Below are 17,691 nucleotides of genomic sequence, written 5' to 3' on the forward strand. Positions count from 1 at the left end.
GCGGGGCGGCCGGGGAGCTCGGGGTCGCGGAGGGCCAGGGGGGCGGGGGCTCGGAGGGGCGGGATGGGCATGGCAAGGGCTCCGGGGCGGGTGGGCGAGGGGGTGAGTGGAAGCTGGGGGGGGAGCGGTGGCTACTGTCAGATCTGACAGGGGTGGGCGGGATTCCGATGAGCGGCAGCGCAGCTCGTTTGCAAGCCGTCTGCGATGGCACATACCCGGATTGAAAGATCGCGCGCCCTTTTCGACGGGCGGGAGCAACTGTCTTGGCCCTGCCCTGCTGCCCCCCACTGACCGGGCAACGGCGCCTACGCCACCGGAATGTCCAGCTCCGCCGACATGAACTGGCTGATCCGCGACCGGAGCCAGCGTTCCGCCGGGTCGTTGTCGTGCACCCCGCTCCACGCCATCGACAGTTGCGCCGCGTCGATGGGGAACGGCGGATCCTCGGCCCGCAGCGCGCAGCCTTCCACCAGTGCGCACGCCGCGTAGTCGGGCACGGTGGCGATCATTTCGGTGCCGGCCAGCAAGGCGCGCAGGCCACTGAACTGCGGCACGCCCAGCACCACCCGGCGGGTGCGGCCGACCTTGGCCAGGTCCAGGTCGATGTTGCCGCTCAGATCGCCGGAGAACGACACCATCGCGTGGGGCCGCGCGCAGTACTCGTCCAAGGTCAACGGCCCCGGACGGTCGTCGCCGCGCAGCACCTTGCAGGGAATGTCGCGCAGTTTCTTGCGTTTGGCGTTGGCCGGCAGATCCGTGGTGTAGCTAACGCCCACGGAGATTTCCCCGGAGGCCAACAATGTCGGCATCAACAGGTAGTTGGCGCGGCGGACCACCACCACGATCCCCGGCGCCTCCTCCTGCAACTGGCGCAGCAGCGGCGGAAACAGGCCGAACTCGGCATCGTCCGACATCCCGATGCGGAACACGTCGCAACTGGTGGCGGGGTCGAAGGCCTTGGCCCGGCTGACCGCGCCGCTGATCACGTCCATGGCCGGCTGCAGCTCGTCCAGGATCGCCAGGGCCCGGGCGGTGGGCTCCATGCCGCGACCGTTGCGCAGCAGCAACGGGTCATCGAACAGATCCCGCAGGCGACCCAGCGCGGCGCTCACCGCCGGTTGGCCCATGAACAGTTTTTCGGCGACGCGGGTCAGGTTCCTTTCGAACATCAGCGCTTCGAAGATCACCAGCAGGTTCATGTCGACGCGGCGCAGATCGTTACGGTTCATGGACGTGTTTTCCTTATGGAGTCAGGCGCAAGTGCTGCGCACTTTACCCGAACGACGGTGACGGGCCATGCGCGTTTGCGGCGGAATTAACAACGTTTAACTCGCAAGCCTCCGCCCCGCCGCCGAACAATGAATCCCTCTGCGCAGCGTTGTTTTTTCGACCTGAGGGAAGGCGCTGACCGTGCGTTCCCCCCGACACGGATTCTGGCCATGGCTCACCTACAGCAAACGCTCGCCCGCATGCCTGCCGGCGATGCGCCCAAACCTCAGACCGGCGGCCTCAGCCCGCAGCGGGAACGGTTGGTCAAACAGCTGATTCTCGAACGCCTGGACCAAAGCCTCGAAGTCACCGAACTGGCCCGCGCCTGTGCGCTGTCGCGCAGCCACTTTTCCCGCGCCTTCAAGTGCAGCACCGGGCTTTCGCCCCAGGACTGGATCCGCGCCCAGCGCATCGCCCGGGCCAAGCTGCTGATCCAGCACACGGACCTGAGCCTGACCCAGATCAGCCTCGAATGCGGCTTCTGCGACCAGGCGCATTTCTGCCACATCTTCACCCGCAGCGAAGGGATCAATCCGTTCGCCTGGCGCTGCCGGGTGGTCAAAGGGCTCTGATCCCTGCTCAACGCAGCGCCATGCGCTGAGCCAGGCGCGCCACGCGTTCGCCCAGGTGGGCGGCGGTGCGGCGGTCCTCGACCGGCGGCACCTGCCCGGGCGGCCGTTCGACGCACGACTGGGACATGGCGCCCAACGAACTGCCGAGCCGGTTCAGTTGCCCGTCGAACGATCCTTGGCACGAACGCGCCGGCAACAGGTCCAGGCCGACCCAGATCATCGAGTGCTGCGCGGCGAACACGGCCATTTGCTGGAGGGTGCCGAGCTTGTCGCCGCACAGGCTGCCGGAGTTGGTGAAGCCCGCCGCCAGCTTGTCGCGCCAGGGCCTGGCCAGATAGAACGCGGCCGTGGCTTCCATGAACTGCTTGAACGCCGCCGACGCGCTGCCCATGTAGGTCGGCGCACCGAAAACGATCGCGTCGGCGCGGTGCAGCCATTCCCAATGCGCGTCCACGTCCTCCACGGCGATCAGCCGGCAGGTGCTGCCCGAGTGGCGCGCAACGCCCAAGGCCACCGCTTCGGCCATGACCCGGGTATGCCCGTAACCACTGTGATAGACCACCACCACTTCGCTCATCGCAGCGTCCTCCGGACGTATGCATTCCTTCGCCCGCAGTGTTGGGGCGAGGCCGGCCAGGGACGAGTTAATCGTTGTTAATTTTTTCCGGTCGTCGGACGGGCCGGTGCAGGTTTCGGCCTTTAAATACAGTGGGTGCGACCCCGGATCGCCGCCGGAGCCCTTCGCCAGCACATTGCGCTCGCGGGCAATCATGGGGAATATGCCCGGAAACAGCGGACTAGACGCCCCGGCAGACCCTGCCGGCCACCGTCCGCCCCGGCCCTCGCCCCGTGAACGCGTGCGGCCGGGATCACAAGAAAGCGGTACAGGAGTGAGCGGTTGAGTCTTTCCCCGGATCAGGCCATCGGTTTCGGCCCCTATCGGATCCACCCCGGCCAGCGGCTGGTGCTCGAAGGCGACCAGCCGTTGCGCCTGGGCCGGCGTGCGCTGGACATCCTGCTGATCCTGCTGGCCCACGCCGGCGAGGTGGTGAGCAAGCAGCGGCTGATCGCCGGGGTCTGGCCCGACAGCGTGGTGGAAGACATCAACCTGCGGGTGCACATGGCCGCCCTGCGCAAGGCGCTGGGCGACGGCCAGGCCGGGCAGCGCTACATCGTCACGGTGGCCCAGCGCGGCTACAGCTTCGTCGCGCCGATCATCCTGCAGGCCATCGAGCACACGCCATCACCGAGCGCGACCGGCCGGCACAACCTGCCGTTGCGCCGCACGCGGATGATCGGGCGTCAGGCGCTGGTCGACAACCTGATGGCCCAGCTGCCGCGCCAGCGCTGCATCACCCTGGTGGGGCCCGGCGGCATCGGCAAGACCACCGTCGCCCTGCGCGTGGCCGAACAATTGATCGGGCGCTACCGGGACGGCATCCGCCTGCTGGACCTGGCGCCGATCAACGATCCGCAACTGATCGGCTCGCACCTGGCCAATCTGCTGGACCTGTCGCTGCACGACAATGATCCGTTGAGTTGCCTGATCGCCAGCCTGCGCGACCGGCACATGCTGCTGGTGATCGACAACTGCGAGCACCTGATCGACGCCGTGGCCCTGCTCAGCGAAGGCATCCTGCGGGGTGCGCCCCAGGTGCACATCCTGGCCACCAGCCGCGAAAGCCTGAGGATCGAAGGCGAGTTCGTGCAGCGTCTGGAATCCCTCGACTGCCCGCCGCCGATCGCCGTGCCCGACCTTGCCCAGGCCATGAGCTTTTCGGCGCTGCAACTGTTCGCCGAACGGGCGATGGCCGGCCACGACAGCTTTGAACTGGGCGATGCCGACCTGCCGCTGGCCATCGGGATCTGCCGTCGGCTGGACGGCATTCCGCTGGCGCTGGAACTGGCGGCCGCGCAGGTCGCGACGCTCGGACTGGAAGGCTTGCTGATGCAACTGCAAGGCCGCTTGCCCGCCGGCGAGCGGATCGGCCAGAACCGGCACCAGACGCTGCGGGCCACGCTGGACTGGAGCTTCAACCTGCTCAGTGCCTGCGAACAGGCCTGCCTGCGCCGCCTCAGCGTGTTCCGCGGCGGCTTTACCCTGGAGTCGGCAGCAGCCGTGATCGTCGGTCGGCACATCGAACCGCACCACGTGTTCGGTTCGGTCACGCAACTGGTGGCCAAGTCGCTGCTCAGCGTCGAGGTCGGCGATGAAGAAGTGTTCTACCGCCTGCTCGACACCACCCGCCGCTATGCGCTGGAGAAGCTCGACCACGCCTTGGAACTCGACCAGACCCGCGAACGCCACGCCGAACGTTGCCTGGCGCTGATGCACCAGGCCCAGGCCGATTGGGAAATGACCCCCACCGTGCTGTGGATCGAACGTTACGCCCGTGGCCTTGAGGATCTGCGCGCGGCGCTGGGCTGGGCGCTGAACGGGGAAGGCCCGCAGGATCTGGGCGTACGCCTGACCGCGACCTCGGCGCCGCTGTGGCAAGAACTCTCGCTGCTCAAGGAATACGGCGGCCATGTGCGTCGGGCCCTTGAGTTGCTGGCGTCTGCCGCCTCGCCCTGCCCCCGCCTGGAAATCGCCCTGAAGCTGGCGCTCGGCAGTGCCTGCTACCACACCTTCGGCGGCACGCCGGAGACCATCGACGCCTTCGTCGGCGCCCATGCGCTGGCCCGGCAGCACGACGACATCGCCGGGCAACTGCGCGCCGTGTCCGGGCACATGGCGGTCAACCTCAGCTGCGGCCATTACCGGATGGCGCTGGAGCAGAGCGAGCAGTTCGAGAACCTGGGCCTGCACGGCGATCCGCTGTTGTCGTTGAGCACGCACCGCTTGCGGGTGCTGGCGCTGCATTACGCGGGGGATCAGCCGCAGGCCCGGATCCATGCCGAGCAGGTGATCCAGCGCATGGCCCAGAGCGGCCACCGCAACCGTTTCACCCATGGTTTCGGCGTGCAGTACGACCAGAGCGTCGCCTCGCTGACGGTACTCGCCCGGGTGCTGTGGCTGCAGGGCTTTCCCGAACAGGCGTGGCGCACGGCCCGGCAGGCGCTGGACATCGCCGTGCAGATCGACCATGGCACGTCGATCTGCTACACCCTGGCCCTCGCCACCTGCCTGATCGCCCATTACAACGGCGACCGGCAGAACGCCCGCGCCCTGCTGCGCCAGCTGCACGAACAGGCGCAGAAGCATTCGGTGCTGCTGTTCCACACCTGGGCCCGGCAGTATGCGCAAGTGATCGACGCCGACACCGCCGTCGCCGTGCCGCCGGCCGACAGCGGGCTGGTTCGCGAGATCATGGTGACGCTCGACAGCGGCTTCATTGACGATGCCTTGCTGGAGCGCGCTCAGAGCGGCGCGGCGGGATGGAGCACGGCGGAGATCCTGCGGGCCCGGGCCGAGCAGCTGTTGCCTGAAGAACCGCTGCGGCTGGACGGACGCCATCGCCAGCAGGCTGGCGATGGCGTCGAGACAGACACGGCCAGAACCGAAACCGCCGAAGCCGTTCTGCTGCAAGCGCTGGACATCGCCCGAAACCAGGGCGCGCTGGCCTGGGAACTGCGTAGCGCCACGTCGCTGGCCCGGCTGTGGCAGCGTCAGGCGCGCCACCACGAGGCGCTGGCGCTTCTCGATCCGGTCTATCGGCGCTTCACCGAGGGCTACGCGACGCCGGATCTGCGCAAGGTGCGCCTACTGCTGGACGAGTTGCGCAGCCAGACGGACGTCTGAGGCATCGTGCGTGCGCCCCCTGTAGCGGGCATGGCGCCGCTCCAGTTCAGCCAAGTCGCCGCTGTCCGCCGGCTGTTCGCCGAGGTAGCGCCGGGTGGTGTTGAGCAGGCGGTAGCGCACCACCCCGCTGCCCCGCTCCACCGTCAGCAACGATTTGGCCGCCAGCCGTTCAACCGCCGCCGCCAGCATCGACGGCGGCATTTGCGCACAGCTGATCACGGCCATCGCCGCGTCCAGGGTAAAGGCAGTCTTGAACACCGCCAGGCGTTGCAGCACGCGCCGCTCCTGGTCGCTCAGGTGCCGGCAGCCCCAGTCCAGCGCGGCGCTCATGGACTGATGGCGCGGCACCGCCGTGCGCCTGCCGAAACTCAGCCATTGCAGGCCGTTGTCCAGCTGGGCGTGCAGCCCGACCAGCGCCAGCGCATCGATCTGCGCAGCCGCCAGTTCGATCGCCAGCGGCAAGCCGTCGAGCCGCTGGCAGATCTCGCGCACCGCCGGCAGATCCTGCTCACGCAGCGCAAAGCCGTGCTGCCGTGCCCGGGCCCGGCTGACCAGCAACTGCACCGCCGAAAACGCCATGGCCTCAGCGACATGGCAGCACGCCGACACACCGGGCACGGCCAGCGGCGGCACGTTCTGCACGGTTTCGAGGTTGACCTGCAACGCTTCGCGGCTGGTGACCAGGATCACCAGCCGCGGGGCCGCCGCCAACAGCGTCTCCAGCACCTCGCGGCAGGCTTCACGCCAATGGTCGGCGTTGTCCAGCACCAGCAGGGCGTGGCGGGCGGTCAGGGTGCGATAGTCGGTGTCCAGGGCTTGCAGCAACGCGTCGAGCAAGGGGGCGCTGGCGTCGATCAGCGAAAGATCCACCCGCCACACCCCGTCGCGAAAGTGCTGCAGCAGCAGCTCGGCCGCGCGCAAGGCCACGGTGGATTTGCCGACGCCGGCGGGGCCCGTCACGGTCATCAGCCGGCACAGCGGCAATTGGCGGACCAGGCCACCCACCAGTGAATCCCGACCGGTCACCGGGGTCAGCCGCGCCGGAAGATTGTGCTGGGGGGCCTGCAGGCTTTCGAACACCACCTGCGCAACGCTGTCGCCCTGCACCGGGGCGACGAAGCTGTAACCGCACTGCGGCACGTTGACGATGTAGCGCTGGCCCTTCTCACCGTCGCCCAGCGCCCGGCGCAAGGCGGCGATGTGCACCCGCAGGTTGATGTCTTCGACCACTGACGTCGGCCACACCAGCGCGATCAGCTGCTCCTTGCTGACGACGCGGCCGGCGCGCTCGACCAGCACCTGCAGGATGTCCAGCGCACGGCCGCCCATGCGCAATTGCCGATCCCCTTCGAGGATCAGCCGCTGGCGCAGGTGAAAGGCAAACGGGCCGAACCGCAGGACCGATGCCGTGCTCAAATCAACGAGGCTGTTCATGCCCGCTATCTTGGCAGGCCCCCATGACGGCACAACCGCCACACGGGGCGCAGCACGGACATCCGGGTGCCCGGGACGGACAGAAACGCTCTAGCTGAACTGTTCGCGGTACTGCAGCGGCGTCAGGCCCAGCTTTTCGCCAAACAGAAAGCGCATGTGGCGCACGCTGCCGAAACCGCTTTTGAACGCCACGGTCTTGAGCGGAAGGTCGCTGGTTTCCAGCAGATTGCGCGCACGGTCGATGCGTGCGTTCTGCAGGAACTCCATGGGCGTCATGCTGACCTCCCGGGCGAACACCCGCGCAAAGTGCCGCGGGCTCATGTTCGCGATCCCGGCCATCCGCTCAACGCTGAAGGCCTCCTCCAGGTGTTCCAGCACATGGTTCTGCACCCGCGTGACCGGCGTCTCCTGAGGGGCCACCGCCGCCATCAGCGGACTGAACTGAGCCTGTCCGCCCTGACGCTTCATCACCACCAGCAGCACCTTGGCCACGTCCTGGGCGAGCTTCTTGCCGTGGTCCCGGGCGACCACCGCCAGGGCCAGATCGATGCCGGCGGTGACGCCGCCGGAGGTGATGAGGTTGCGATCCTCGACGTAGATCCGGTCTGTCGCGACGATGGCCTTGGGAAACCCCTTGATCAGCCGCTCGGTGTAGTTCCAGTGGGTGGTGACGCGATAGCCGTCGATCAGCCCGGCATGCCCCAGCACGAATGCCCCGGTGCAGATGGAGCCGTAACACCCCGCCCGACCGACCGCCCCCGGCAGCCAGGCCTGCAGCGACGGCAGCCTTTCGTTGTAGGCACCGGGCCCGCCGGGCACCAGCAGCAGGTCGTAACGCTCGTTGTCGTCCTCGATGCACCGGTCGGTGTGCATCAAGACGCCATTGGATGCACGCAACGGCCCGCGTTCGGTGCCCAGGGTGGTCAACCGATACTGGTTCTGGGGCTTCAGGTAGCGGTTGGCCACCGAAAACACTTCGAGGGGGCCTGCCATGTCCAGCAGGAGAAACTCGGGAAACAGCACCATTGCCACGCTTTTCATGGGAGACACATCACTGAAATCTATGATTCGGCATAAATTGCCGCATTTTGCCGCAGTACACCACGAGCGGCCCGAAAGACGCCGTGATCCGCAGCACAAAACTGTCAACTTGAGCAGGACAGTATTTCAATTTTCACCTACTTATTGCTCAAACCGGTAAATATTAATCTTCTCCTCAAGCGGACGAATCAACGTCCCGACAGGAGATTCCATCATGCTGACCCTTCGCAAAGCTTCCGACCGCGGGCTCGCCAACCATGGCTGGTTGAAGTCGTTCCACACCTTTTCCTTCGCCAGCTACCGTGACCCGCGCGAACAGGGTTTCTCGGACCTGCTGGTGATCAACGACGACCGCGTCGCCGCCGGCAAAGGTTTTGGCCAGCACCCGCACCGTGACATGGAGATCTTCTCCTACGTGCTCGAAGGCGCACTGGAACACAAGGACACCCTCGGCACCGGCTCGGTGATCCGCCCCGGCGACGTGCAACTGATGAGCGCCGGCAGCGGCGTGGCCCACAGCGAGTTCAACCATTCGACGAGCAAGCCCGTGCACTTTCTGCAGATCTGGATCGTGCCCGATGTGAGCGGCGCCAAGCCTCGGTATCAGCAGGAGCATTTCAGCCCGCAGAAAAAACGCGGCCGGCTGCAACTGATCATCTCGCCGGACGGCACCGACGGCTCGCTGAAGGTGCGCCAGGATGCACGGGTGTTTGCGGGACTGTTCGACGGCCACGAAAGCGCCACGCTGGAGCTGCCGGCCCATCGCTATGCCTACGTGCATGTCGCTCGCGGCAGCATTGAGCTGAACGGCGTGCAGTTGCAGGAAGGCGACGGCGTGCGAGTTCGTGAGGAACAGGCGCTGACCTTGAGCAACGGTGCTGATGCCGAAGTGCTGGTGTTTGACTTGAGGCCCCAAGAATTGCCAGAAATGCCTTGAGACAAACGCACCACCCAAAAACGGCCTTCATTTGAAGGCCGTTTTCATTGTTCCAAGGTGACCGGCGTGGCAACAGGCACGGGTGCGCTGGCCTCCTTGACCGACTGAACCGCCGCCAAGGTCGTCTGTATCGCGACCATCACGTTGGCCTGGTTGGTGTAGATGGCCCCCACCAGAATGGCCACTCCTGCCAGAAACTGCACGGCAACACCTGCCCAATAGCTGGTTCTGAAATTGATCACTTGCCTTGCCGCTTGCTGGGCCCCTTCGGCAGCCTTGAGCGTTTGCTCCGCGATCAGCTCCAGGCGCTTGTCTCTCTCCTGCTGGACCTTTTCACGCTCCAGCTGCGTTTTGTCCCGCTCCAACTGTGCCTTGTCTCGTTCCCGCTGTGCGACCTCCTGTGCCTTGTCTCGTTCCCGCTGTGCGACCTCCCGCGCCTTCTCCCGATCTTGCCGGGCCCTTTCCTGAGCGGCTTCCCACTCCTGCCTGGCTCGCTCCTGTGCGGCTTCCCGCTCCTGCCGTGCTCGTTCCTGCGCTTCGTCTCGCTCCTGCCTGGCTCGTTCCTGCGCTTCGTCCCTCTTCTGCCTGGCTCGTTCCTGAGCGGCTTCCCATTCTTGCCGTGCTCGTTCCTGCGCTTCTTCCCTCTTCTGCGTGGCCCTTTCCTGAGCGGCTTCCCATTCTTGCCGTGCTTTATCCTGTGCTGCGCCCTGCTCCTGCCGAGCCCTTTCCTGAGATCGCTCCCACCTCAGCCGTGCGCGCTCCCAGGATCGCTCCCGCTCCAACCGGGCTTTTTCCTGAAGCCGCTCACGTTCCAGACGGGTTTCCTCCCGGGCCCTTTCGCGCTCCAGGAACGCCTTGTCCCGTTCCGCCTGCACCGCGACGAACTCATCCAGTTTCGCGGACATGGATTCGATCCGGGCATCCATCCTGACTTCGATGGTCTCGATCCTGGCGTTGAATTCCTCTCGGCTGACGTGGTTCATGGATTCGGTCTTGTCGGTGGCTCTGGACATGTCGCATTCCTGAAACGGGCTGATTTCCCTTGCAATCAATTCCACACCTCTGCGGCTATCAATTCGTCCCTGATTGATCCCTTCAGAACGAGGGGTTTGTCTCGTCCGAGGTCTGGAAAACGATAGAGCCCGGCCCGAAAACCCACAAGCCGGCGAATTCCGCCCTTAATGTAGGCAATGTCGCCACCCGACGTAGCCTTGCCAAGTCCACGCATTCAGCGCGTCTGGCCTATCCGTTCTCCGGTGCGAACGCGTCCACGATCTGCTCGATCACCGCCCTGACCCGCGCCGTGTGACGCAGATCCGCATGGGTCACCAGCCACACTTCATAGGCTTGTGGCCGCGTGCGCTCCGGCCAGAGCCGAACCAGCCCGTCCCGCTCCCCCATGTAGACGGGAATTTCTCCTACACCGATGCCGGCGGCAATCGAACGCCGCACCAACAGGCTAGAACTCAGACCTGCCACGATACGCCCGCGCCCCACCGGTTCGGACGCCAGCGTCACCTCTTTTCCGGCCTTCACATAGGGTTGATACACCACCAGGTCATGGCCCTCGAATGCAGTGCCCGGCGACGGCACGCCTCGCGCGTCGACATAGGCCTGCGAAGCGAACAGCCCCACCGGCCAGTGCGCGATGCGGCGCGCGATGAGGTCGGGATCGTCAGGCCGAGCGTTGCGCACCGCGATGTCCGCTTCGCGTTTGGCCAGGCTCGAGAATTGCGTGGAGGCGTCCAATTGCACACGCACGTCAGGATGCAACTCATGCAAACGCGCGATGGCCGGAATCAGAAAGTCGATGGCCAGAGAGTCGGTGGTGCTGACCCGCACGTTTCCGCTCAGCCGCTCGTCCATGCCCTGGATCCGGCGCTCCAACTCCAGCGCCGAATGCTCCATTTTCTCCACGGACAAGAGCGCAGCCTCACCCACCGTCGTCAACGCATAGCCATCGGAGGTACGCAGGAACAGCTTGGCGCCCAACGACTGCTCGAGTGCCGTGACGCGCCGTCCCACCGTGGCTTGATCAACCCCCAGGACCCGCGCCGCACCACGCAAGGTCGACTCGCGGCAAACCGCCAGAAACACCTTGGCATCATCCCAGTTCATATTGCCTCCCCCACTGATGCACCAATGCATCATCACTCAGCAAAATCGCTGCGCATGTGCAGCGACCTTAGTCGATATGCTCAGCGCCATAAACCTTTTGAGCAAAGGAACCGCGCGACCGTTTCGTTCGCCACGTTTCAGGCGCTGGCCGGGTTCGCGTCATCGGCACTGTTCGAGGCCAGCGGAGGCAACCATGCGCTGCTGTGTTTGACGGCCGCCGGCTCATTGGCGGTGGCGCTGCTGCTGGAACTCGCCGCGATAGGGTTGCCTTACACCTTTGCGCGACACCGCTGCCTGAGTTGACCGACCTGTTTTCATCACCGAACCACACCTTGCGAGGCACCGAACATGACCCTGCCCACTGAAATGACCCGAATCGAGATCACCCGCCCCGGAGGTCCGGACGTCCTGCAACCCCGGCGCGTGCCGTTGCCGACCGTGCCGGAAGGCGAAGTGCTGATCCGGGTACGCGCGGCCGGCATCAACCGCCCCGATGCCCTGCAACGGGCCGGCCTGTATCCGATGAGGCCCGGGATGAACCCGATCCCCGGGCTGGAAGTGGCCGGAGAGATCGTCGCCCTCGGCGCCGGGGTGGATACGTTCGCCATCGGCGACAGGGTCTGCGCTTTGACTAATGGCGCAGGCTACGCCCAATACTGCAGCGTGCCTGCCGGCCAGACATTGGCGATGCCTGCGGGGCTGGACTGGGTGCAGGCGGCAGCGCTTCCCGAAACCTTCTTCACGGTATGGGCCAACCTGTTCGGCTTGGGCGGCGCCCGGCCAGGCCAGCGAGTCCTGATCCACGGCGGCACCAGCGGCATCGGCACTACCGCGCTGATGCTCTGCCGCGAATTCGGCATCGAGGCCTTCGCCACCGCCGGCAGCGCCGACAAGTGCGCGGCCATCCGCGAACTCGGCGGTGAACCGATCAATTACCGCGAGCAGGAATTTTCCGCGCTCATCGCCGAAAGAACCGCTGGCCAGGGCGTCAACGTGATTCTCGACATCATGGGCGGCTCTTACCTCAACGCCAACCTCCAGGCACTGGCGATGGACGGACGTCTGGTGATGCTCGGCTTCCTCGGGGGCGCCCGGGCCAACGACGTCGATCTGCTGGCGATCCTGGCGAAACGGGCGGTGGTCACCGGCTCGCTGCTGCGCGCCCGCACCGGCGACGAGAAAGCGGCCATCGCCGCGCAACTGCGTGAACACGTGTGGCCGACACTGGCGGCCGGGCGCTGCCTGCCGATCATCGACAAGGTCTACCCGCTCACCGAGGCAGCCTTGGCCCACGCCCACATGGAAGCGGGGAACCACATCGGCAAAATCGTGTTGACGGTGGACTGAGCCACCGTCGCATCTTGCAATCATTGCTGGTGCGCGGCGGTCGAAAATCTCGCGCGCGGACGAAGGCTTCTGGTACAAAGCGTTCTTTGTCCGCGCTCCGGTGAAACGCTTAATGCTCCCCGCTTTCATGACCCGTCTGCGACGCCGTCGGCTGACGTTCGCCTGCATGGCTGCCCTGATCATCGGCTTGCCGACAAGCTGCGCCGTGCTGGAGCATGCCGAGCGCAAGCTGCTGTTTCGCATCGAACCCGGCACCGCAGGCTGGTATCACGGCTTGCCCGACAGCGTGCAAGAACTCGACCTGCAGCCGAAGCGCTTCAGGGCCGGGCAAAGCATTCACGCCTGGTGGTGGCCGGCGGAACGGGCCAACGCTCCGGCCATCCTTTATCTGCACGGCGTTCGCTGGAACCTGACGGGCCAACTGTTCCGCATCGAACAATTGCGCGCGGCCGGCTATTCGGTGCTTGCCATCGACTATCGGGGTTTCGGCAAAAGCCAGGGCGACCTGCCGTCGGAAAGCAGCGTCTATGAAGACGCCCGAGTGGCCTGGGAACGCTTTCAACAACTGCAGCCCGATCCGGGCAAGCGCTTGATCTACGGCCACTCGCTGGGAGGCGCGGTGGCCATCGACCTGGCCGCCGAACTGGGCCGCAACGCCGCCAGGGACCATACCCCCCTGCCGGTGCGCGGGCTGGTCATCGAGTCCACCTTCACCTCCTTGGCGGACGTAGCCGCCGCCGTGGCCGACACCTCATTGCCGGTGCGCTGGCTGCTGTCGCAGAAATTCGACTCCATCGACAAGATCGCCGATATCCACATGCCGCTGCTGGTGGTGCATGGCCAGGCAGATGCGTTCGTGCCGCCCCGGTTCAGTGAGCAGTTGTTCGCTGCCGCCCGGCAGCCCAAACGGCTGTTGCTGGTGCCCGGTGGGACGCATAACAACAGCATGGCCCTGGGCGGGCAGAGCTATCGCAAGGCCATCGATGCCCTGATGCGTGCGCCTAGGGTGGCCGGTTCGGCGCCAGGGCAAATCGCCCGGGACTCCTGACGTCCGACCGGGCATACTGCCGCCCCCCGAACGTCACGAAAAGGATCGCGTGTGTTGCCCCGCCCCATTGCCCTGTGGTTTTACTATCCCGTCTGCTGGCTCGCCTTGCTGGCCTTGATGGCGCACATCGCCTTTTATGACTGGAGCCTGATCACGCCCATCGACGTCACCGGCACCTTCATGGGTGGCTTGGGTGGGCAACTGTTCGCCACCGGCTGGCTGATCGCAACCTCCGGGTTGCTGCTGACAGTGCTGCTGCGACTGCCCGGCTCGACCGCCGCCTGCATCGGCGCCGGACTCCTGCCCCTGTCCATCGGCGCCTGGTGGCTGGCGAACTACCCTGAAGATTCCGACAACCTCATCTACAGCACCAGCCCGCAGGAAATCAAAATCGCCATGCTCATCGGCGTGGGATTCTTGCTGCTGGGCGCGTTCCAGCGCTCACGGCGCGCCCCATCGCTTTCCCGCTTCAAGTTGATTGTCCGCAGCGGGGTAGCGATTCTGCTGTCGCTCCTCTTCATCAGCGCGCCACTGATGGTCGCCAAGCAACGCTCGCTGCCGTATTGCGCATTCGACAAGGACGGGCAGCAACTGACCGTGTGCCTGGGCGACGAAGATGAGCGGGTGATCGTGGACGGATAAGCCTGGCGCCAACCATGCGCAAAACATCTGGAAAAACACCGCCGCTCCCGATGTCCAACGCTTTGCTATGGTTCATGCGTCGAACGCGCTGCCGGGTGAACAATCGCCGCCGCCCGCGTTTCGACTTCCGGGAGCACTACCATGAAAATCAACCCTTACCTGATCTTCAACGGCGACTGCCGAGCCGCCTTCACGTTTTACGAGCAATGCCTGCAAGGCAAGCTTGAAGCGATGATGTCATTCGGCGAAACGCCTGCCGCCGAACACGTACCGAAAGACCATCACCACCTGATCATCCATACGTGCCTCAAGGTCGGCGACCAGATGCTCATGGCCTCGGACACCACTCCCGACCGCCCGACCCCGGGCATGAGCGGCTGCTCGGTGTCCCTGAACGTCGACAGCGTCGCCGAGGCGGAACGGGTCTTCAACGCTCTGGCCAAGGACGGACGCATCGACATGCCGCTGGAGGCGACCTTCTGGGCCGCTAGTTTCGGCATGTTGACGGACCGTTTCGGCGTGTCCTGGATGGTCAACTGCGAAAGCGACAAGTGACTTAGCACGGGCGCCAGGCATGAAAAAGCCCGCCCCTGAGGGCGGGCCGTGTGCTCAGCGCTGCGCCAGCTCATGCCGCACGCATTGCTCGTAATAGGTCTGCTTGACCGCCGCCGGCTTGAGCCGGGAAGTGCTGTTGTAGGTCTGCTCGGTAATGCCCATGGCCGTCATGCGCATCCATGGCTGCTGGAACTTGCGAACCTGCAAGCGCTTGCGCGCGCCATACAGGGAAATCCCCGACAGTTTCGATTGCTGTGCGCCTGCGGCGATGTCCGAGCCCCACGCGCATGCAAAACGATGGCTCTTGCTCAGTTCTTTCGCTTGAGCCCCCAGCGCAAGGGCAGCCAGGGAAAGCGTTGCAACGGTGATGACAATCGTCCGCATATAGCCCACCTAACCTTTTGAAAAAAGGCGAGTTTGCCGATACGGAGATCATCCGGGGGCCAGCAGTTTGCCGTCTGCTGGCACTTTGAAGGCAGGCGGTACGGTCAGCGCCGTCCGACGCTGCCTATCCCTTGACGCACACCACCTGACGCAAGGTATGCAGCACTTCCACCAGCTCACGCTGCGCATACATGACCTTCTCGATGTCCTTGTAGGCCATCGGGATCTCGTCGATCACGTCCGCATCCTTACGGCACTCGACATGAGCGGTGGCGCGAACCTGATCCGCGACGGTGAAGGTATTCTTGGCCTTGGTGCGGCTCATGGTTCGGCCTGCGCCATGGCTGCAGGAGCAGAACGACTCTTCGTTGCCCAGACCGCGCACGATGAAGCTCTTGGCCCCCATCGACCCTGGGATGATGCCCAACTCGCCCTTCTTCGCCGACACGGCCCCCTTGCGGGTGATCAATACGTCCTCACCGAAATGCCGTTCCTTCTGCACATAGTTGTGATGGCAGTTCACTGCTTCCAGGGCCACTTCGAACGGTTTGCGGATGACGGTCCGGGTCGCACGGACCACCGCGTCCATCATCATGACCCGATTCTGCCGGGCGAAGTCCTGCGCCCACCCGACTGCCTCCACATAGTCGTCAAAGTGCCGGCTGCCCTCTTCGAAGTACGCCAGATCGCGATCCGGCAAGTTGGCGATGTGCTGGCGCATGTCCTTCTGGGCCATCTGGATGAACAGGTTGCCGATGGCGTTGCCCACGCCGCGGGAACCGCTGTGCAGCATGAACCAGACCCGGTCGGCCTCATCCAGGCACACCTCGATGAAGTGGTTGCCGCTGCCAAGCGTGCCGAGGTGATTGCGGTTGTTCGTGTCGGCGAGCTTCGGGTATTTGTCGGTGATCGCCTTGAACCGCGGAAACAGCGCCGCCCAGGCCTGGTCTGCCTGTGGCGGTATCTGATCCCACGCCCCTGTATCGCGCCTTGAGCGGGTCAGGGTTCTGCCGTGAGGGACGGCCTGCTCGATGGCACTGCGCAGGCCATGCAGGTTGTCGGGCAGATCGGCAGCCCTCAGTGAGGTGCGCGCAGCGATCATGCCGCAACCGATATCCACCCCGACCGCCGCCGGAATGATCGCCCCGACCGTGGGAATCACGCTGCCGATGGTCGAGCCCTTGCCCAGATGCACATCCGGCATCACGGCCAGGTGCTTGAAAATGAACGGCATCTTGGCGGTGTTCAACAATTGCCGCCGCGCTTCCTCTTCCACCGGGACGCCCTCGGTCCACAGTTTGATCGGCTTGCCGTCAGCGACTTCCAGCAGTTGGTAGGTAGGTTCTTTCATCGTCTCTATTCTTCGTTTCGTCACCCGGTCGGGCTCAGGCTTCGTTCCCCCCCCCAGAAGCAGGAGTCTCCCTTCGGCATGGGCTAAGATAGACTGCTCCAGACACCTTCATGCATACAGAGTTGTATCAATGCTTAAGAAACACCCGGAAAGCAAAGCAGCCACCGCTGCCGAGATTGAACGCTCTATCCAGGCCTTGAACAAAATGGCTGAGCGTCTCTGGGGGGAGGGTCGGGAAGCTGAGGCAAAGGCCCTTCTGGATGCCTTGGATGCGCTGAACCGTGCCTTGGATCGAATCAGGATCGGAGAAAGTCGCAAGGTGGTGACGTTGCACTGAAATGAAGGTTTGTCGGGTGACAGTGACATTTTGCGCGCGTTTTGCGCAGGCACAAAAAAGCCGATCTGACTGATCGGCTTAAGTGTCTGATTTTACTCAGGAATAATGGTCGGGACGGAGTGATTCGAACACTCGACCCCTAGCACCCCATGCTAGTGCGCTACCGGACTGCGCTACGCCCCGACTAGGCGTGAATCTTGTTCCTAATCTCGAGGAACGCTCAAGAATATATCGCAAGCTTTTGAAAACTGGAAGTATTTAAAAGCAGTAATTTATTGCTTGAGTACCACCAGCACATCTTCAAGCTCGGCGATCATCTGGCGGATCATCTGTTTGTACTGCGTGGTGTCGTCTTTGGCCTCATCGCTGGATAGCCTTAGACGTGCACCACCGATGGTGAAGCCTTGATCGTAAAGGAGTGCGCGGATCTGCCGGATCATCAGCACGTCCTGGCGCTGATAATACCGGCGGTTTCCGCGCCGCTTGACAGGGTTGAGCTGAGGAAACTCCTGCTCCCAGTAGCGCAGCACGTGCGGTTTGACCGCACACAGCTCGCTGACTTCACCGATGGTGAAGTAGCGTTTGCCCGGGATGACGGGAAGTTCGTCGTTATGACTTGGTTCCAGCATAAGCCTCAACTCGGGCCTTCAACTTCTGCCCTGGACGAAAGGTGACCACACGGCGAGCCGTGATCGGGATTTCTTCCCCCGTTTTCGGGTTGCGGCCAGGCCGCTGGCGTTTGTCCCGAAGGTCGAAATTGCCGAAACCCGACAATTTGACCTGCTCGTTGTCTTCAAGAGCGTGCCTGATTTCCTCGAAAAACAGTTCGACCAACTCCTTGGCTTCCCGCTTGTTCAGGCCCAGCTCTTCATACAGACGTTCCGCCATCTCAGCTTTCGTCAAAGCCCCCATAC

General features: G+C 64.3%; 19 protein-coding genes and 1 tRNA gene. 9 read left to right on the forward strand and 11 right to left on the reverse strand.

Annotation, left to right across the window (positions count from 1 at the left end; all coding sequences use genetic code 11):
• Positions 1-305 precede the first annotated feature (305 nt).
• Positions 306-1,229 carry a LysR family transcriptional regulator gene (locus CAG29_RS19725; RefSeq protein WP_085577436.1) on the reverse strand — a complete coding sequence of 308 codons (924 nt, stop codon included), beginning with the start codon at positions 1,227-1,229 and terminating at the stop codon, positions 306-308.
• A 210-nt stretch (positions 1,230-1,439) separates the two neighbouring features.
• Here CAG29_RS19725 and CAG29_RS19730 point away from each other — a divergent pair, with 210 nt between their 5' ends.
• Positions 1,440-1,841 carry a helix-turn-helix domain-containing protein gene (locus CAG29_RS19730; protein ID WP_085577437.1) on the forward strand — a complete coding sequence of 134 codons (402 nt, stop codon included), beginning with the start codon at positions 1,440-1,442 and terminating at the stop codon, positions 1,839-1,841.
• A gap of 7 nt (positions 1,842-1,848) precedes the next feature.
• Here the strand turns inward: CAG29_RS19730 and CAG29_RS19735 are convergent, their stop codons facing one another.
• Positions 1,849-2,418 (reverse strand): flavodoxin family protein, encoded by a 570-nt coding sequence (locus CAG29_RS19735; RefSeq protein WP_085577438.1) that lies wholly within the window; start codon positions 2,416-2,418, stop codon positions 1,849-1,851.
• A gap of 321 nt (positions 2,419-2,739) precedes the next feature.
• On the opposite strand from CAG29_RS19735, the gene CAG29_RS19740 reads away from it, so the two are divergent.
• Positions 2,740-5,583: a winged helix-turn-helix domain-containing protein gene (locus CAG29_RS19740; protein WP_085577439.1), complete on the forward strand. Its 2,844-nt coding sequence runs from the start codon at positions 2,740-2,742 to the stop codon at positions 5,581-5,583.
• Here the strand turns inward: CAG29_RS19740 and CAG29_RS19745 are convergent.
• Positions 5,545-7,017, reverse strand: a complete 1,473-nt coding sequence (locus CAG29_RS19745) for a winged helix-turn-helix domain-containing protein (protein WP_085634094.1) — start codon at positions 7,015-7,017, stop codon at positions 5,545-5,547. The two genes, CAG29_RS19740 and CAG29_RS19745, sit on opposite strands and share 39 nt — an antisense overlap.
• A gap of 90 nt (positions 7,018-7,107) precedes the next feature.
• Entirely contained in the window at positions 7,108-8,058 is a 951-nt protein-coding gene (locus CAG29_RS19750) for a GlxA family transcriptional regulator (protein WP_085695014.1), read from the reverse strand.
• A 214-nt stretch (positions 8,059-8,272) separates the two neighbouring features.
• On the opposite strand from CAG29_RS19750, the gene CAG29_RS19755 reads away from it, so the two are divergent.
• A complete protein-coding gene (locus CAG29_RS19755) occupies positions 8,273-8,995 on the forward strand; it encodes a pirin family protein (protein ID WP_085695015.1) in 723 nt (240 codons plus the stop codon).
• Positions 8,996-9,039: 44 nt separating this feature from the next.
• Here CAG29_RS19755 and CAG29_RS28810 read toward each other — a convergent pair whose 3' ends face one another.
• A complete protein-coding gene (locus CAG29_RS28810) occupies positions 9,040-10,008 on the reverse strand; it encodes a hypothetical protein (RefSeq protein ID WP_256576799.1) in 969 nt (322 codons plus the stop codon).
• Between the two features lie 229 nt (positions 10,009-10,237).
• Complete coding sequence (locus CAG29_RS19765; protein WP_085577443.1) at positions 10,238-11,113, reverse strand: LysR family transcriptional regulator; 876 nt, start codon at positions 11,111-11,113, stop codon at positions 10,238-10,240.
• 24 nt (positions 11,114-11,137) lie between these two features.
• Between CAG29_RS19765 and CAG29_RS19770 the strand changes: the two genes are divergently transcribed.
• The 5 genes from CAG29_RS19770 to CAG29_RS19790 all read left to right on the forward strand — a co-directional run bounded on the left by CAG29_RS19770 (position 11,138) and on the right by CAG29_RS19790 (position 14,705).
• Positions 11,138-11,416 carry a hypothetical protein gene (locus tag CAG29_RS19770; protein WP_371916638.1) on the forward strand — a complete coding sequence of 93 codons (279 nt, stop codon included), beginning with the start codon at positions 11,138-11,140 and terminating at the stop codon, positions 11,414-11,416.
• A 45-nt stretch (positions 11,417-11,461) separates the two neighbouring features.
• Positions 11,462-12,460, forward strand: a complete 999-nt coding sequence (locus CAG29_RS19775; RefSeq protein ID WP_085695016.1) for an NAD(P)H-quinone oxidoreductase — start codon at positions 11,462-11,464, stop codon at positions 12,458-12,460.
• Positions 12,461-12,572: 112 nt separating this feature from the next.
• Positions 12,573-13,508 (forward strand): alpha/beta hydrolase, encoded by a 936-nt coding sequence (locus tag CAG29_RS19780; RefSeq protein ID WP_085577445.1) that lies wholly within the window; start codon positions 12,573-12,575, stop codon positions 13,506-13,508.
• 51 nt (positions 13,509-13,559) lie between these two features.
• Positions 13,560-14,150 (forward strand): hypothetical protein, encoded by a 591-nt coding sequence (locus tag CAG29_RS19785; RefSeq protein WP_256576800.1) that lies wholly within the window; start codon positions 13,560-13,562, stop codon positions 14,148-14,150.
• A gap of 141 nt (positions 14,151-14,291) precedes the next feature.
• Positions 14,292-14,705 (forward strand): VOC family protein, encoded by a 414-nt coding sequence (locus CAG29_RS19790; RefSeq protein ID WP_085577446.1) that lies wholly within the window; start codon positions 14,292-14,294, stop codon positions 14,703-14,705.
• A gap of 54 nt (positions 14,706-14,759) precedes the next feature.
• Here the strand turns inward: CAG29_RS19790 and CAG29_RS19795 are convergent, their stop codons facing one another.
• Together CAG29_RS19795 and CAG29_RS19800 are read right to left on the reverse strand one after the other, a co-directional pair.
• Positions 14,760-15,089: a hypothetical protein gene (locus tag CAG29_RS19795; RefSeq protein WP_085577447.1), complete on the reverse strand. Its 330-nt coding sequence runs from the start codon at positions 15,087-15,089 to the stop codon at positions 14,760-14,762.
• 124 nt (positions 15,090-15,213) lie between these two features.
• Positions 15,214-16,440, reverse strand: a complete 1,227-nt coding sequence (locus CAG29_RS19800) for an RtcB family protein (RefSeq protein ID WP_085695017.1) — start codon at positions 16,438-16,440, stop codon at positions 15,214-15,216.
• A gap of 130 nt (positions 16,441-16,570) precedes the next feature.
• Between CAG29_RS19800 and CAG29_RS19805 the strand changes: the two genes are divergently transcribed.
• Positions 16,571-16,777 (forward strand): hypothetical protein, encoded by a 207-nt coding sequence (locus CAG29_RS19805; RefSeq protein WP_085577449.1) that lies wholly within the window; start codon positions 16,571-16,573, stop codon positions 16,775-16,777.
• 106 nt (positions 16,778-16,883) lie between these two features.
• On the opposite strand, the gene CAG29_RS19810 is transcribed toward CAG29_RS19805, so the two are convergent.
• From CAG29_RS19810 to ihfA, 3 genes are all read right to left on the reverse strand, one after another.
• Positions 16,884-16,960, reverse strand: a tRNA-Pro gene (locus tag CAG29_RS19810).
• An 89-nt stretch (positions 16,961-17,049) separates the two neighbouring features.
• Positions 17,050-17,406: a MerR family transcriptional regulator gene (locus tag CAG29_RS19815; protein WP_085638052.1), complete on the reverse strand. Its 357-nt coding sequence runs from the start codon at positions 17,404-17,406 to the stop codon at positions 17,050-17,052.
• A complete protein-coding gene (gene ihfA, locus CAG29_RS19820; protein ID WP_002553164.1) occupies positions 17,387-17,689 on the reverse strand; it encodes an integration host factor subunit alpha in 303 nt (100 codons plus the stop codon). The genes CAG29_RS19815 and ihfA overlap by 20 nt, the downstream gene beginning before the upstream one ends.
• Between the last annotated feature and the right edge of the window lie 2 nt (positions 17,690-17,691).

This window comes from Pseudomonas sp. B7(2017) (assembly GCF_002112745.1).
Taxonomy (GTDB): domain Bacteria; phylum Pseudomonadota; class Gammaproteobacteria; order Pseudomonadales; family Pseudomonadaceae; genus Aquipseudomonas; species Aquipseudomonas ekonensis.

Bases quoted from the DNA above. Each gene is read 5' to 3' on its own strand.
- CAG29_RS19725 (WP_085577436.1), bottom strand. From the start codon at position 1,229: ATGAACCGTAACGATCTGCGCCGCGTCGACATGAACCTGCTGGTGATC.
- CAG29_RS19730 (WP_085577437.1), top strand. From the start codon at position 1,440: ATGGCTCACCTACAGCAAACGCTCGCCCGCATGCCTGCCGGCGATGCG.
- CAG29_RS19735 (WP_085577438.1), bottom strand. From the start codon at position 2,418: ATGAGCGAAGTGGTGGTGGTCTATCACAGTGGTTACGGGCATACCCGG.
- CAG29_RS19745 (WP_085634094.1), bottom strand. From the start codon at position 7,017: ATGAACAGCCTCGTTGATTTGAGCACGGCATCGGTCCTGCGGTTCGGC.
- CAG29_RS19750 (WP_085695014.1), bottom strand. From the start codon at position 8,058: ATGAAAAGCGTGGCAATGGTGCTGTTTCCCGAGTTTCTCCTGCTGGAC.
- CAG29_RS19755 (WP_085695015.1), top strand. From the start codon at position 8,273: ATGCTGACCCTTCGCAAAGCTTCCGACCGCGGGCTCGCCAACCATGGC.
- CAG29_RS28810 (WP_256576799.1), bottom strand. From the start codon at position 10,008: ATGTCCAGAGCCACCGACAAGACCGAATCCATGAACCACGTCAGCCGA.
- CAG29_RS19765 (WP_085577443.1), bottom strand. From the start codon at position 11,113: ATGAACTGGGATGATGCCAAGGTGTTTCTGGCGGTTTGCCGCGAGTCG.
- CAG29_RS19770 (WP_371916638.1), top strand. From the start codon at position 11,138: ATGCATCATCACTCAGCAAAATCGCTGCGCATGTGCAGCGACCTTAGT.
- CAG29_RS19775 (WP_085695016.1), top strand. From the start codon at position 11,462: ATGACCCTGCCCACTGAAATGACCCGAATCGAGATCACCCGCCCCGGA.
- CAG29_RS19780 (WP_085577445.1), top strand. From the start codon at position 12,573: ATGCTCCCCGCTTTCATGACCCGTCTGCGACGCCGTCGGCTGACGTTC.
- CAG29_RS19790 (WP_085577446.1), top strand. From the start codon at position 14,292: ATGAAAATCAACCCTTACCTGATCTTCAACGGCGACTGCCGAGCCGCC.
- CAG29_RS19795 (WP_085577447.1), bottom strand. From the start codon at position 15,089: ATGCGGACGATTGTCATCACCGTTGCAACGCTTTCCCTGGCTGCCCTT.
- CAG29_RS19800 (WP_085695017.1), bottom strand. From the start codon at position 16,440: ATGAAAGAACCTACCTACCAACTGCTGGAAGTCGCTGACGGCAAGCCG.
- CAG29_RS19805 (WP_085577449.1), top strand. From the start codon at position 16,571: ATGCTTAAGAAACACCCGGAAAGCAAAGCAGCCACCGCTGCCGAGATT.
- CAG29_RS19815 (WP_085638052.1), bottom strand. From the start codon at position 17,406: ATGCTGGAACCAAGTCATAACGACGAACTTCCCGTCATCCCGGGCAAA.
- ihfA (WP_002553164.1), bottom strand. From the start codon at position 17,689: ATGGGGGCTTTGACGAAAGCTGAGATGGCGGAACGTCTGTATGAAGAG.